This window comes from Uliginosibacterium aquaticum (assembly GCF_012972705.2).
GTDB lineage: Bacteria > Pseudomonadota > Gammaproteobacteria > Burkholderiales > Rhodocyclaceae > Uliginosibacterium > Uliginosibacterium aquaticum.
On the sequence record NZ_JABCSC020000002.1, the window covers coordinates 345,227 to 357,809 of the forward strand.

13 protein-coding genes are annotated in these 12,583 nt (G+C 64.0%); 6 read left to right on the plus strand and 7 right to left on the minus strand.

Annotated elements, in window-relative coordinates; all coding sequences use genetic code 11:
• Nucleotides 1-2 precede the first annotated feature (2 nt).
• The 6 genes from HJ583_RS09020 to HJ583_RS09045 all read right to left on the minus strand — a co-directional run bounded on the left by HJ583_RS09020 (nucleotide 3) and on the right by HJ583_RS09045 (nucleotide 5,091).
• Complete coding sequence (locus tag HJ583_RS09020) at nucleotides 3-812, minus strand: response regulator (protein ID WP_170021619.1); 810 nt, start codon at nucleotides 810-812, stop codon at nucleotides 3-5.
• A 246-nt stretch (nucleotides 813-1,058) separates the two neighbouring features.
• Nucleotides 1,059-1,889, minus strand: coding sequence for a M48 family metallopeptidase (locus HJ583_RS09025; RefSeq protein ID WP_170021620.1), 831 nt, complete (start codon nucleotides 1,887-1,889; stop codon nucleotides 1,059-1,061).
• On the minus strand, nucleotides 1,882-3,036 hold the full coding sequence (locus HJ583_RS09030; protein WP_170021621.1) for an MFS transporter: 1,155 nt from the start codon (nucleotides 3,034-3,036) through the stop codon (nucleotides 1,882-1,884). Before HJ583_RS09030 ends, HJ583_RS09025 begins: the two co-directional genes overlap by 8 nt.
• A 28-nt stretch (nucleotides 3,037-3,064) precedes the next feature.
• Nucleotides 3,065-4,198 (minus strand): chorismate synthase, encoded by a 1,134-nt coding sequence (gene aroC, locus HJ583_RS09035; protein ID WP_170021622.1) that lies wholly within the window; start codon nucleotides 4,196-4,198, stop codon nucleotides 3,065-3,067.
• A 55-nt stretch (nucleotides 4,199-4,253) separates the two neighbouring features.
• On the minus strand, nucleotides 4,254-4,685 hold the full coding sequence (locus HJ583_RS09040; RefSeq protein ID WP_101942662.1) for a GlcG/HbpS family heme-binding protein: 432 nt from the start codon (nucleotides 4,683-4,685) through the stop codon (nucleotides 4,254-4,256).
• A gap of 67 nt (nucleotides 4,686-4,752) precedes the next feature.
• A complete protein-coding gene (locus HJ583_RS09045) occupies nucleotides 4,753-5,091 on the minus strand; it encodes a P-II family nitrogen regulator (RefSeq protein ID WP_101942798.1) in 339 nt (112 codons plus the stop codon).
• 162 nt (nucleotides 5,092-5,253) lie between these two features.
• On the opposite strand from HJ583_RS09045, the gene pseC reads away from it, so the two are divergent.
• From pseC to HJ583_RS09075, 6 genes are all read left to right on the plus strand, one after another.
• Nucleotides 5,254-6,414: a UDP-4-amino-4,6-dideoxy-N-acetyl-beta-L-altrosamine transaminase gene (pseC, locus tag HJ583_RS09050; RefSeq protein ID WP_170021623.1), complete on the plus strand. Its 1,161-nt coding sequence runs from the start codon at nucleotides 5,254-5,256 to the stop codon at nucleotides 6,412-6,414.
• Nucleotides 6,411-7,103 (plus strand): pseudaminic acid cytidylyltransferase, encoded by a 693-nt coding sequence (pseF, locus tag HJ583_RS09055; protein ID WP_170021624.1) that lies wholly within the window; start codon nucleotides 6,411-6,413, stop codon nucleotides 7,101-7,103. The genes pseC and pseF overlap by 4 nt, the downstream gene beginning before the upstream one ends.
• Complete coding sequence (gene pseG / locus HJ583_RS09060; protein ID WP_170021625.1) at nucleotides 7,100-8,158, plus strand: UDP-2,4-diacetamido-2,4,6-trideoxy-beta-L-altropyranose hydrolase; 1,059 nt, start codon at nucleotides 7,100-7,102, stop codon at nucleotides 8,156-8,158. The genes pseF and pseG overlap by 4 nt, the downstream gene beginning before the upstream one ends.
• Entirely contained in the window at nucleotides 8,155-8,688 is a 534-nt protein-coding gene (gene pseH, locus HJ583_RS09065) for a UDP-4-amino-4,6-dideoxy-N-acetyl-beta-L-altrosamine N-acetyltransferase (protein WP_170021626.1), read from the plus strand. Before pseG ends, pseH begins: the two co-directional genes overlap by 4 nt.
• Complete coding sequence (gene pseI, locus HJ583_RS09070; RefSeq protein ID WP_170021627.1) at nucleotides 8,681-9,739, plus strand: pseudaminic acid synthase; 1,059 nt, start codon at nucleotides 8,681-8,683, stop codon at nucleotides 9,737-9,739. The genes pseH and pseI overlap by 8 nt, the downstream gene beginning before the upstream one ends.
• Before the next feature lie 114 nt (nucleotides 9,740-9,853).
• Nucleotides 9,854-10,279, plus strand: a complete 426-nt coding sequence (locus HJ583_RS09075; protein WP_170021628.1) for a GFA family protein — start codon at nucleotides 9,854-9,856, stop codon at nucleotides 10,277-10,279.
• A gap of 101 nt (nucleotides 10,280-10,380) precedes the next feature.
• Here HJ583_RS09075 and HJ583_RS09080 read toward each other — a convergent pair whose 3' ends face one another.
• Nucleotides 10,381-12,582, minus strand: a complete 2,202-nt coding sequence (locus tag HJ583_RS09080) for an OsmC domain/YcaO domain-containing protein (protein ID WP_170021629.1) — start codon at nucleotides 12,580-12,582, stop codon at nucleotides 10,381-10,383.
• Nucleotide 12,583: the final 1 nt, after the last annotated feature.

The following is a 12,583-nucleotide window of genomic DNA, read 5'->3' on the forward strand; positions in this document are numbered from 1 at the left end:
ATTCAATGCACCGGGGTAATGGCAATGATGAGCCCGCGCTCGGCATGGGGCATGCTTTGGATCTGGGCCTGATAGTCCTGCCCGGCGAGTGCAAACCGGCAGGATTTCTGTGCCGGATCGGCGATCAGCACCGCCAGTTCGGCGGGCAACTGGGCCGCCGCTGGGCGACATAACTGCAGCGCCTCGCTGAACAGGATCAGGCCGGCGTGATTGGCAAACATCAGCAGGCCATCCGCCCCTACGCCAAGTAGTGGCATCGGCAAGGCATGCAGCAACTCCTGGGTGGCCGCAAGCGAAGCTTCGGCAAATTCGGCCTGTTCGGCGAGTTTGCGATTGGCCACTGCAAGCTCCTCATTCACTGTAACCAGCATGCTCTGGAGCATGCGGTTCTCATCCTGGACCCACTTGTGATGCAGGGCCTCCCTGATCGAGAGACGCAGAATTTCGTCTTCCCAGGGTTTGGTCAGGAATTTGTAGACCGCCCCCTCGTTGATGGCGGCCGTCACACTATCGAGATCGGTGTAACCGGAGAGGATGATGCGGACGCTATCGGGGCTGGAGGCCTGAGCCTTGTGCAGGAAGACCGTGCCCAGCATGCCCGGCATGCGCTGATCCGACACGATCAGGTCGACCTTTTCGTGGGCCAGGATCTCGAGCCCCTGCTCCCCGCTTGAAGCCGTCAGGATGACGTAGTTGTCCCGGCGCAGGAGGCGACGCAAGGCGGAGAGGATGTTCTCCTCATCATCGACCAGCAGCAGCACAGCCGGCTTGATCTCGATGCGCGCATCACCCGGCCCCTGGATCGTTTCCATGGCGGCGGAAAGCTCCCCTCGTGTTGGCGGCTCTGCGCGCAGGACGGATGTCCAGGCGCCAGCCCCCTGCAGGCTTATCGGCAACTTCAGGAGCGGGCTTGAAAGCCGGTGAGCCGCCTAAAGGGGCAGCACCACGAAATCCGGCCGGCAGAGGTGAAAACGGCCCCTGAGCAAGGGGCCGTGGCAGTGCGCTGAGTCGCCCAGGCTAGCCGACCTGATCGGAGAGTCTGGGCGCGTCCTCGATATTTATCGATTTCCCCGACGGGCCTGCTCGTACAGCGGCATGACCTTGTCGCCATACACCTTGAGATCGGCCTGGCGATCCGCGGAAGCCGGGTGGGTGGACAACCACTTGGGCGGTGCGCCCTCGCTGGCCTTACCCATTTTCTGCCACAGCGTGACCGCCGCACGCGGATCATACCCGGCGCGTGCCGCCAGCTCGATGCCGACACGATCAGCCTCGGTTTCGTGTTCGCGCGAGTTCGGTAATTCAAAGGTGACGTTGTAGACCAGCCCGGCCAGATCCATCTGCCCGGAAGAGGCCCCCAGTGCGATGCCGATGATCGACAGACCCAGCCCCGCTGTGGCCGCGCTTGAAGCCCGTTCCAGCGCATGCTCGCGCAAGGCATGGGCGATCTCATGGCCCATCACCTGGGCCAGTTCGTCGTCACTGGCTTTCAGGCCTTCGATCAGGCCGGTATAGAAGGCGATCTTGCCACCGGGCATGCACCAGGCATTGAGCTCCTTGGACGTGATCACATTCACTTCCCACTTCCACTTGGCGGCTTCGGGGCGGAAGACCTCGGCCTGTGGAATCAGCCGGTCAGCAATCGTACGGATGCGCTGCACCTGCTCCGGATCCTTGTTGAGCGCGCCCTTCTTCTGCTCGCCACCCAGTACCTGCTTGTACTGCAAGGCAGACTGCTGATTGAACTGGCCACGGTCGATCAGTGACGACACACGCTGCTCACGCGTAACGCCCACTACGCCAGGCTGAGTGGTCTGCACCGTCTGGCAGCCGACCACCGCGGCCAGCAGCACGGCGGCGCTGGCCCAAGGAGCTATCTTGTCACGCATCCCGTTTCTCTCCCTCACCAAGGCGGGCCGGCCAACCCAGCCACAAAACCACGAGCCCCAGCAGCGCAAACACCGAGCTGGCCGTGAAGGTCCAGCCACCGCCCACACCATCCCACAAGGCCCCGCTCACCAGACTGCCGATGATGCCGCCGGCGCCAAAAGAAATGCTGCCATACAGCGCCTGCCCCTGCGCCTGATGTGCCCCGGCGAACCATTTGCTGACTGCCGAGATCGCGCAGATATGGTTGAGGCCAAAGGTGATGCCATGCAGAAGCTGCAAACCCAGCAGCAAACCGATCCATTCCACGCCCCAGCCGATCAGCGCAAAGCGCCCCACCGCCACCAGTAGCGCCAGCAACAACATGCTGCGCAGGCGGAACCGCCCCATCAGGCGCGGCGCCCACATGAAGACCAGAATCTCGGCCAGCACCCCGAGGGTCCACAGCAGGCCCACCACGCTCTTACCGTAACCCGCCTCGACCAGATGGATCGAGTAGAACACGTTGAGCGCACCGTGCGCAGCCGTCATCAGCATGCAGGACACCAGCAGCGCCAGCACCTCGCGCCGGCGCAAGATGCTCAGAAGGCTGCCACCACTCGCGCGCTTGTCTGCCGGTGGTGCCTCCGGCACGGTCAGCGAGGTCAGCACGATGGCCGCCAGCATCACGATTCCGGCATGGATCACCCAGTCGATGCTGGCACGCTCCAGCCACCAGCCCATGCCCAGTACAGCCACCACAAAACCAAAGGAGCCCCAGGCACGCACCCTGCCATAGCCATGACGGCCCGCCAGATGCGCAAAAGTGGTGGCCTCGGCGAGCGGGCTCTGGGCGGTCCAGAAAAAACCCATCACGGCCAGCGCCAGGGCAATACTCCACAGGCCTTCACCGAGCCAGATGCCAAGAAAACCGCAGAAGGAGCACAAAGCCGCGATACGCATCACCGGCATGCGCCGGCCGGCACGATCGGCCAGCCAGCCCCACAAATTGGGGGCAGCCAGGCGCATCCACTGCATGATCGAGAGCAGGAAACCGATCTGCGCCGAAGGAAAGCCGCGCCCTTGCAGATAGAGCGCAAAGTAAGGCATGAATACGCCGATGAAAGCGTAGTAAAAAAAGTAATAGGCGGAGAGGCGCGCAAAGGGCACGCGCCCGGCCCCGCCCGGCAGGCCCGCCTCAGTCACGCGGCGAAGGGATGGCCTGCTGCCCGGCCGGCGCCAGCGCAGCGATCTTCGGCAGCGGCGGCGTGATGTCGGCGTTCTGCGCGCGCTGGCGCAAGGCGTGATCGATCAGCACCAGAGCCAGCATGGCCTCGGCGATCGGCGTGGCGCGGATGCCCACGCAGGGGTCGTGGCGACCAGTAGTCATCATCATCACCGGATTGCCGTCTCGGTCGATCGAGCGGCGCTCCTGCGGCAGCGAGGAAGTCGGCTTGATGGCGATGGACACGTGAATGTCCTGCCCCGAGGAGATGCCACCCAGCACGCCGCCGGCGTGGTTCGACAGGAAGCCTTCCGGCGTGAGTTCGTCGCAATGCTGGGTGCCGCGCTGGGCCACCACACCGAAGCCGTCGCCAATTTCCACGCCCTTGACGGCGTTGATGCTCATCATGGCATAGGCGATATCGGCGTCCAGGCGATCGAACACCGGCTCGCCCCAGCCTGGCGGTACGCCGGCGGCCACAACATCGATCTTGGCTCCGATGGAATCGCGCTCGGCGCGGATCTTGTCCATATAGCTCTCGAGCTGCGGCACGATCCCGGCATTCGGTGCAAAGAAGGCGTTGTTGCCAACTTCATCCCAGCTCTGGAACGGAATCTCGATCTCACCCAGTTGGCTCATGAAGCCACGGATCACGATGCCGAACTTCTCGGCCAACCATTTCTTGGCGATCGCCCCAGCCGCCACGCGCACCGCGGTTTCGCGCGCAGAGGAACGGCCACCGCCACGGTAGTCGCGCACACCGTACTTGTGCTCGTAGGCGTAGTCCGCATGGCCGGGGCGGAAGGTGTTCATGATCTTGGAGTAGTCGCCGCTGCGCTGGTCCTCATTACGGATCAGCAGCGCGATCGGAGTGCCGGTGGTCTTGCCTTCGAACACGCCGGAGAGGATCTCAACGGCGTCCGGCTCCTTGCGCTGGGTCACATGGCGCGAAGTGCCCGGCTTGCGGCGATCCAGCTCCAGCTGGATGTCAGCCTCGGTCAGCGCCAGCCCCGGAGGGCAGCCGTCCACCACGCAGCCGATGGCCGCGCCGTGCGATTCGCCGAAAGAAGTGACCGTGAAGAGCGTGCCGAAAGTGCTGCCGGACATGGGCGTTCCAATCCATCCTGTGAGGACGCGGATTTTATCACGCGCCCCTGCCGAATCACCCGGCCAGTGCGGCCACAGCAGCCGCGGCAATCACCGCATCCTGCAGCGCATTCATGCCGGAGACACCGATGGCACCGATCACTTCACCGTTGCGGAACAAAGGCAGGCCGCCATCCACAGTGCACACGCCGTCCATCGACAGCATGCGCAGACCGATCCCGCCACCCGCCACCACCTCTTCAAGCAGCTTGGTCGGGCGGCGGAAATTGTTGGCCGTCACTGCCTTGGCCTGCGCCACCGCGAGACTCGCGTGCTGGGCACCATCCAGCGCCTGAAAGAGCTTCAGATGCGAGCCGCTATCGACAATTGCGATGACCATCGGCCAGTCGCCCTGGCGCTGGCATTCGGCCACCGCAGCGGCCATCACGCGCTGCGCCTCTTCGAGCGTGATCGGGGCCCCATAGCGCGGGGGAAGTGGCGTGCTCATGCGGAAATCCTTTCAGTCAAAAAACAAAGGCCCCGCACTGCGGGGCCTCGAACGGAGTGAGCCGGCTTCAGATTGCCTGCTCGTTGGTTTCACCGGTACGGATGCGCACCACCTGCTCGACGCTCGACACAAATATCTTGCCGTCGCCGATCTTGCCGGTATGCGCGGCCTTGATGATAGCTTCCATGGCCTGATCGACGATCTCATCGACCACCACCACCTCGACCTTGATCTTGGGCAGGAAATCGACCACGTACTCGGCGCCGCGATACAGCTCGGTATGACCCTTCTGGCGACCAAAGCCCTTGACCTCAGTCACGGTCAGGCCGGTGATGCCTACTTCGGAGAGGGCTTCGCGCACTTCGTCGAGTTTGAAGGGCTTGATGACGGCTTCGATCTTTTTCACGGCTGGTCTCCAGTCCAACAGGTTGAGGCCCGGAGTATAGCCAACAAGGCGCGCACCGGAAACGCAAGGCGCCGAAAACAGGCGGTAAACCGGTGCCATATCGCATACTCTGGAGTACTGGCCGCGGGGCACAATGACGCGGGTACAGGAGGAGAATCGCGCATGATTCCGTATGGCAGACAGGATATTTCCGAGGCCGATATCGCCGCCGTCAGCGAGGTGCTGCGGTCGGACTGGCTGACCCAAGGGCCAGTCGTCCCCCGTTTCGAAGCAGCCATTGCCGGCCGCAGCGGTGCTGCCCATGCGGTGGCGGTCAATAGCGCCACCTCGGCGCTGCATATCGCCTGCCTGGCGCTGGGACTCGGTCCGGGCGATCTGTTGTGGACCAGCCCGACGACCTTCGTCGCCAGCGCCAACTGTGCGCTGTACTGCGGCGCCAGCGTGGATTTTGTCGACATCGACCCGGTCAGTTACAACCTCTGCCCCCAGCGGTTGGAAGCGAAGCTGCTCGAAGCCGAGGCCCTGGGCCGCCTGCCTAAAATCGTGATTCCGGTACATCTGTGCGGTCAGCCCTGCGAGATGGCCGCCATCCACGCGCTCAGTGTGCGCTTCGGGTTCCGCATCATCGAGGATGCCTCGCATGCCATCGGTGCCCGCTACCAGAACGAACCGGTTGGCAACTGCCGCTACAGCGACATCACCGTCTTCAGCTTCCACCCGGTAAAGATCATCACCACCGGCGAGGGCGGCATGGCGCTCACCAACGATGCACAGCTGGCCCGCCAGATGGAACTCTTGCGCAGCCATGGCATCACCCGCGAAGCCGGTGAGATGGGTCAGCCCCCGGACGGCCCCTGGTATTACGAGCAGATCACGCTCGGTTTCAACTACCGTATGACCGAGCTGCAGGCCGCGTTGGGCCTCAGCCAGCTCTCCCGGCTGGACGAATTCGTACAGCGCCGGCAACAACTCGCCTTGCGCTACGACCAGTTGCTGGCAAACCTGCCGCTCACCCTGCCGGTGCAGGCCACAGTGAGCGAATCCGCCCGCCATCTCTATGTGATCCGCCTGCAGGAGGCCGCCCAGCATCGTTTCGTGTTTGAAGCGCTGCGCGCCGCCGGCATCGGCGTGAACCTGCATTACATCCCGGTACACCTGCAGCCCTGGTATCGCACACTCGGCTTCGCACCCGGACAGTTCCCGCAAGCCGAAGCCTATTACCGTGAGGCCATCAGCCTGCCGCTCTACTCCGGCCTCAGCGAAGAAGAGCAGAACGAAGTAGCCGCCGCACTGCGCGAAGTGCTGACCGAGGCCCAACGATGAAGCTCTGCGTAATTCCGGCGCGCGGCGGCAGCAAACGCATCCCGCGCAAAAATCTGAAAGACTTCTGTGGCCGCCCGATCATCGGCTGGTCCGTGGTGGCTGCGCGCCGCGCCGGCTGTTTCGACCAGATCATCGTGTCGACCGACGACGAGGAAATCGCCGCCACCGCCCGCAATCTCGGCGCCAGCACGCCCTTCATGCGCCCGCCCGAGCTCTCCGACGACCACACCGGCACCACCGCCGTGATCGCCCACGCGATCCGCCATTTCGACGCCGCCGGCACGCCGCCCACGCTCGTTTGCTGCCTCTACGCCACCGCCCCCTTCGCCAGTGCCGACGACCTGTGCGCTGGGCTCGAACGCCTGCAGGATTCGGACGCCGACTATGCCTTCCCGGTCACCCGCTATCCCTTCCCGATCCAGCGCGCGGTGCGCCTCGACGAAGCGCAGCATGTGCGCATGTTCCAGCCCGAGCATTTCGCCACCCGCTCACAGGATCTCGAAGAAGCCTGGCACGACGCCGGCCAGTTCTACTGGGGCCGCCGCGAAGCCTGGCTCGCCGGCACGCCGATCTTCTCGCCGCGTTCGCTCGGGCTGCCGGTGCCGCGCCACCGCGTGCAGGACATCGACACGCCCGAAGACTGGCTACGTGCCGAATGGCTCTTCAAGGCCATGCAGGCGGAGCGATGACAGGTCTGGTCCTGCCCCGCCGCATCGGCCGCGTCGCCTTCCGCTGCGACGCCAGCCTCACCTTGGGCAGCGGCCACGTCATGCGCTGCCTCACGCTGGCGCAGGCCCTGCAGGCCGAGGGCAGCGAATGCCACTTCCTGTGCCGCGCCGAGCCCGGCCACCTGCTCGCGCCAATCCGCGCCGCCGGCTTCAGCGCGCACGAACTGCCGGCCAGCGAAGCCTTCAATCAGGAACAGGACGCCGCCGACTGCCGCACCCTGCTGGAAGCCCTGCGGCCCGACTGGCTCTTCACCGACCACTACGCCCTCACCGCCATCTGGGAAGAGGCCCTGCGCGATACCTGCCAGCACCTGCTCGTCATCGATGATCTCGCCAATCGCCTGCATGTGGCCGAGCTGCTGCTGGACCAGAACCTTGGCCGCGTGGCGAGCGACTACGCCGCGCTGCTGCCCGCCACCAGCCGCGTGCTGGTCGGTCCACACTACGCGCTACTGCGCGACGAATTCGCCGCTGCACGCAAGCGCAGCCTGCGCCACCGCCAGCAGCCCGCACTGAAGCAGTTGATGATCAGCCTCGGCGGCGCCGATGCGGACAACCTCACGGGCGAGATCCTGCAAGCCCTGCACAGCGCCGCGCTGCCGGCGGACTGCCGCATGACGGTGATCCTAGGCGCCGCCAATCCCTGGCAGGCCGAAGTGCGCGCGCTGGCCACGCAGATGCCCTGCAGCACCGAAGTGAAGATTGCCGTGCCGGACATGGCCCGCCACCTCGCCAGCACCGACCTCGTCATCGGCGCGGCCGGCGGCAGCGCCTGGGAGCGCTGCTGCCTCGGCGTGCCTAGCGTGTTGCTGATCCAAGCCGAGAACCAGCGCGCCGGTACGCAAGCACTCGTCGAGGTCGGCGCTGCCCTGCTCGCCAGCAGCCCAGCCGAACTGCCCGCGCTGCTGGCCCAGCTCGACCCGCCCCTCCTCGGCGAGCTCTCCACCCGCGCCGCCGCGCTCTGCGACGGCCTCGGCACCCAGCGCGTGCTGCAAGCCATGAAGGAACTCACATGAACAGCGCTGCGCCCGCGTGCCTGCTGCGCCCGCTCGAAGCGCGCGACCTGCCGCTGCTGCTCGCCTGGCGCAACCACCCCTCGGTGCGCAGTGCCATGTTCCGCCGCCGCGAGATCAGCGCCACCGAACACGCCGCCTGGTTCGCCGCCCAGCACCCCCAAGCCGGGCGCCATCTGCTGATCTACGAAGAAAACGGAATCCCTCTGGGTCATGTGAACTTCAGCCTACAAGCCTGCCCACAGATCGCCGAATGGGGCTTCTACCGTGCGCCCGAAGCGCCCGCCGGCAGTGGTCAGCGCATGGGCCGCGCCGCAATCGACTGGGCTTTTGATTCGCTCGGTCTGCACAAGATTGCCGCGCAGGTGATTGCCGACAACCCCCGCTCGCTCGCCTTCCACCGCAAGCTCGGCTTCCAGCCCGAAGGCATATTGCGCGAACACTTCCACGACGGCCAGAGCTATCTGGACGTGCACTGCTTCGGCCTGCTGCGCCCCGAATGGCAGGCCATGAAGGATGCCCACCATGACTGAACACGCCCTCCACATCGCCGGCCGGCGCATCTCACGCGACGACCCGCCCTATGTAATCGCCGAAATGTCTGCCAACCACAACGGCAGTCTCGATACCGCCTTCGCCATCATCGACGCCGCCGTTGCGGCTGGCGCCAGTGCGGTCAAGCTGCAGACCTACCGGCCGGACACCATCACGCTCGATTGCGCCAGTGAAGACTTCCAGATCCACGGCGGCCTGTGGGACGGCCAGACCCTCTACCAGCTCTACCAGCAGGCTCACATGCCCTGGGAATGGCACGCCCCGCTCTTCGCCCACGCCAAGAAGCGCGGCATCACGATCTTCAGCTCGCCCTTCGACCACAGCGCCATCGATCTGCTCGAAGAGCTCGGCGCGCCGGCCTACAAGATCGCCTCTTTTGAGGCCATCGACCTGCCCCTGATCCGCTACGCCGCGTCTACCGGCAAGCCCATGATCATTTCCACCGGCATGGCGGACGCCGAAGAAATCGGCGAGGCGGTGGAGGCCGCGCGCAGCGCCGGTTGCCGCGAGCTGGCCCTGCTCCACTGCGTGAGCGGCTACCCAGCACCGGCCGAGGAATACAACCTCGCCACGATTGCCGACATGCGCGCCCGCTTCGGCTGCGTGGTGGGTCTCTCGGACCACACCCTGGACAACACCACCGCGATAGCCAGCGTGGCACTGGGTGCCGCCATCCTCGAAAAGCACTTCACGCTGGACCGCTCCGGCGGCGGCCCGGACGACAGCTTCTCGCTGGAGCCCGACGGCCTCGTCGCCCTGTGCCGCGATTCCGGCACCGCCTGGCGCGCGCTAGGTCGCGTCGATTACGGCCGCAAATCCAGCGAGCAAGGCAACGTCAAGTTCCGCCGCTCGCTCTACTTCGTACGGGATCTGAAAGCCGGTGATGTGATCGGCCCGCAGGATGTGCGCAGCGTACGCCCCGGCTTCGGCCTGCCACCGAAGCATCTCGATGCGGTGATTGGCAAACGCCTGCTGGCCGACGTAAGCGCCTGCACGCCGGTGAAAGCTAATGTAATCGAGGGGCTGTAAGCGCCGGCGGGTTTCGTGGTGGCACTCCCGGGACACCGACGACCACACTTCATTTCCAAGCAGAACCTGGTAGAACATGACGACAACCCCACTTGAGCGATACAAGGAGCCCACATGAAGTCGTATTCCGGTGCATGCCTTTGTGGCGAAATTCGATACGAAATCAAGGCTGATGCTGGTCCATCCAGAATCTGCTGGTGCAAGGACTGCCAACGAATCTCATCCAATGGAACGGTGAATGTGATCTTCCCGAGCGATGCGATCAGGATTACCGGTACGCCGGGGAAACACGAAAAGACTGCCGACAGTGGAAACACGGTAACCCGCCGCTTCTGCTCGAAATGCGGCAGCCATTTTTTTTCGGATTCGAGCGGTCGCCCGGGCCTCACGGTTGTTCGAGCCGGCACACTGGACGCCCCCTCAGCCATCAAGCCGGCCATGAATATCTGGGTAGCAAGCGCCCCCACCTGGGCCTGCATCGATCAGAGCCTCGATCAATCCAAAGGCCCGCCGCTTCCGCCATCGCCCGCAAAGACCTGATTCCAGAATGAGAGCCTCAAGTACTGAATTCCGGCCCGGGCGAAGCCCGGTTTATCCTGAGCTGGTCGAAGGGCAGGAATGACGGCGGAATCCGAACGCCCCTAGGATGACTTCAGGACTGCAGCCCGCGCCTTGTGCAGTTTGCGGTAGCTGTCGATCAGGCGTTGGTGGCGATCCAGCCCTTCGAGCCTCATGCTGGTGGGCGTGAGGCCGTAAAAGCGCACGCTGCCATCCACCGAGCCAATCGCTGCATCCATGCGCTCCTTGCCGAACATGCGGCAGAAGTTGGCTTCGAAATCGGCCAGCTCCAGTTCTTCGTCCAGCGTGACTTCCAGCACCACGTTCAGGGCCTGATAGAAGAGACCGCGATCGAGTGTGTTCTCGTTGTACTGCAGGTAAGCGCCAACCAGATCGTGCGCGGTTTCGAGATCCTGTATCGCCAGGCAAATCAGAAGCTTGAGCTCCAGAACGGTGAGCTGGCCCCAGACGGTGTTCTCATCAAACTCGACGCCGATCAGGCTGATGATGTCGGTGTAGTCATCGAGCTCGCTGTCTTCCAGCCGCTCGAGCAGGGCTTGCAGCGCGTCGTCATCGAGGCGGTGGAGGTTCAGGATGTCTTCGCGGAAAGCGAGGGCCTTGTTGGTGTTGTCCCAGATCAGGTCTTCGACCGGGTAGATCTCGGAGTAAACCGGCACGAGGATGCGGCAAGCGGTAGCGCCCAACTGATCATAGACCGCGACATACACCTCCTTGCCCATGGCTTCGAGGATGCCGAAGAGCGTGGCGGCCTCGTCCGCGTTGCTGTTTTCACCATGGCCGGAGAAATCCCACTCGACGAATTCATGGTCGGCCTTGGCGCTGAAGAAGCGCCAGGAGACCACGCCGCTGGAATCGATGAAGTGCTCGACGAAGTTGTTCGGCTCCGTCACCGCATTGCTCTCGAAGGTGGGCTTGGGTAGATCGTTGAGGCCTTCGAAGCTGCGGCCCTGCAGCAGTTCGGTGAGGCTGCGCTCCAGCGCCACTTCGAAACTCGGGTGCGCGCCGAAGGAGGCGAAGACGCCGCCGGTGCGCGGGTTCATCAGCGTCACGCACATCACCGGGAACTGGCCGCCGAGCGAGGCATCCTTCACCAGTACCGGGAAACCTTGCTCTTCCAGCCCACGAATGCCGGCGACGATACCGGGGTACTTGGCCAGCACCTCGGCCGGCACGTCCGGCAGCGCGATCTCGCCTTCGAGGATCTCGCGTTTCACCGCGCGCTCGAAGATTTCAGACAGGCACTGCACCTGCGCCTCGACCAAAGTGTTGCCGGCGCTCATGCCGTTGGACAGGTAGAGGTTGTCGATCAGGTTGGTCGGGAAATACACCACTTCGCCATCGCTTTGCCGCACATAGGGCAGGCAGCAGATGCCGCGCTCGGTGTTGCCGGAGTTAGTGTCGAAGAGATGCGAGGCGCGCAACTCGCCCTCCGGGTTGTAAATGGCGAGGCTGTAGTCATCCAGCATGCCGGCGGGCAAAGCGTCTTTCTTGCCCGGCTTGAACCAGCGCTCGTCCGGGTAATGCACGTACTCGGCATTGGCGAACTCTTCGCCCCAGTACTGGTCGTTGTAGAAATGATTGCAGCTGGCGCGCTCGATGTATTCGCCCAGCGCCGAGGCCAGCGCGCTCTCCTTGCTGGATCCCTTGCCGTTGGTGAAGCACATCGGCGAGTGGGCATCACGGATATGCAGCGACCACACGTTCGGCACCAGATTGCGCCAGGATGCGATCTCGATCTTGATGCCCAGCGCGGCCAACGTGGCCGACATGTTGGCGATGGTTTTTTCGAGTGGTAGATCCTTGCCGGGGATGTAGGTCAGCACGTCTGAATCCGAGTTCAGTGTGAGCAGCGCCTGCGCGTCGGCATCCAGACTCTCGACTTCCTCGATGATGAATTCCGGCCCGTTCTGCACCACGCGCTTCACCGTGCAGCGGTCAATGGAGCGCAGGATGCCCTGGCGATCCTTCTCGGAGATGCCGGGCGGCAGTTCGATCTGGATCTTGAAGGTCTGCTTGTAGCGGTTCTCCGGATCGACGATGTTGTTGTGCGCGAGGCGCATGTGCTCGGTCGAGATGCCCCGCGTGTCGCAGTAGGCCTTCACGAAATAGGCCGCGCACAAGGCCGAGGAGGCCAGAAAGTAGTCGAAGGGGCCGGGCGCGGAGCCGTCGCCCTTATAGCGGATGGGCTGGTCGGCGATGACGGTGAAATCGTCAAACTTCGCCTCCTGGCGAAGCTTGTCGAGAAAATTAACCTTGATTTCCATG

Excerpts from the sequence above, each read along its gene's own strand:
- HJ583_RS09020 (WP_170021619.1), bottom strand. The coding sequence starts at position 812 with ATGGAAACGATCCAGGGGCCGGGTGATGCGCGCATCGAGATCAAGCCG.
- HJ583_RS09025 (WP_170021620.1), bottom strand. The coding sequence starts at position 1,889 with ATGCGTGACAAGATAGCTCCTTGGGCCAGCGCCGCCGTGCTGCTGGCC.
- aroC (WP_170021622.1), bottom strand. The coding sequence starts at position 4,198 with ATGTCCGGCAGCACTTTCGGCACGCTCTTCACGGTCACTTCTTTCGGC.
- HJ583_RS09040 (WP_101942662.1), bottom strand. The coding sequence starts at position 4,685 with ATGAGCACGCCACTTCCCCCGCGCTATGGGGCCCCGATCACGCTCGAA.
- pseC (WP_170021623.1), top strand. The coding sequence starts at position 5,254 with ATGATTCCGTATGGCAGACAGGATATTTCCGAGGCCGATATCGCCGCC.
- pseF (WP_170021624.1), top strand. The coding sequence starts at position 6,411 with ATGAAGCTCTGCGTAATTCCGGCGCGCGGCGGCAGCAAACGCATCCCG.
- pseG (WP_170021625.1), top strand. The coding sequence starts at position 7,100 with ATGACAGGTCTGGTCCTGCCCCGCCGCATCGGCCGCGTCGCCTTCCGC.
- pseH (WP_170021626.1), top strand. The coding sequence starts at position 8,155 with ATGAACAGCGCTGCGCCCGCGTGCCTGCTGCGCCCGCTCGAAGCGCGC.
- pseI (WP_170021627.1), top strand. The coding sequence starts at position 8,681 with ATGACTGAACACGCCCTCCACATCGCCGGCCGGCGCATCTCACGCGAC.
- HJ583_RS09075 (WP_170021628.1), top strand. The coding sequence starts at position 9,854 with ATGAAGTCGTATTCCGGTGCATGCCTTTGTGGCGAAATTCGATACGAA.
- HJ583_RS09080 (WP_170021629.1), bottom strand. The coding sequence starts at position 12,582 with ATGGAAATCAAGGTTAATTTTCTCGACAAGCTTCGCCAGGAGGCGAAG.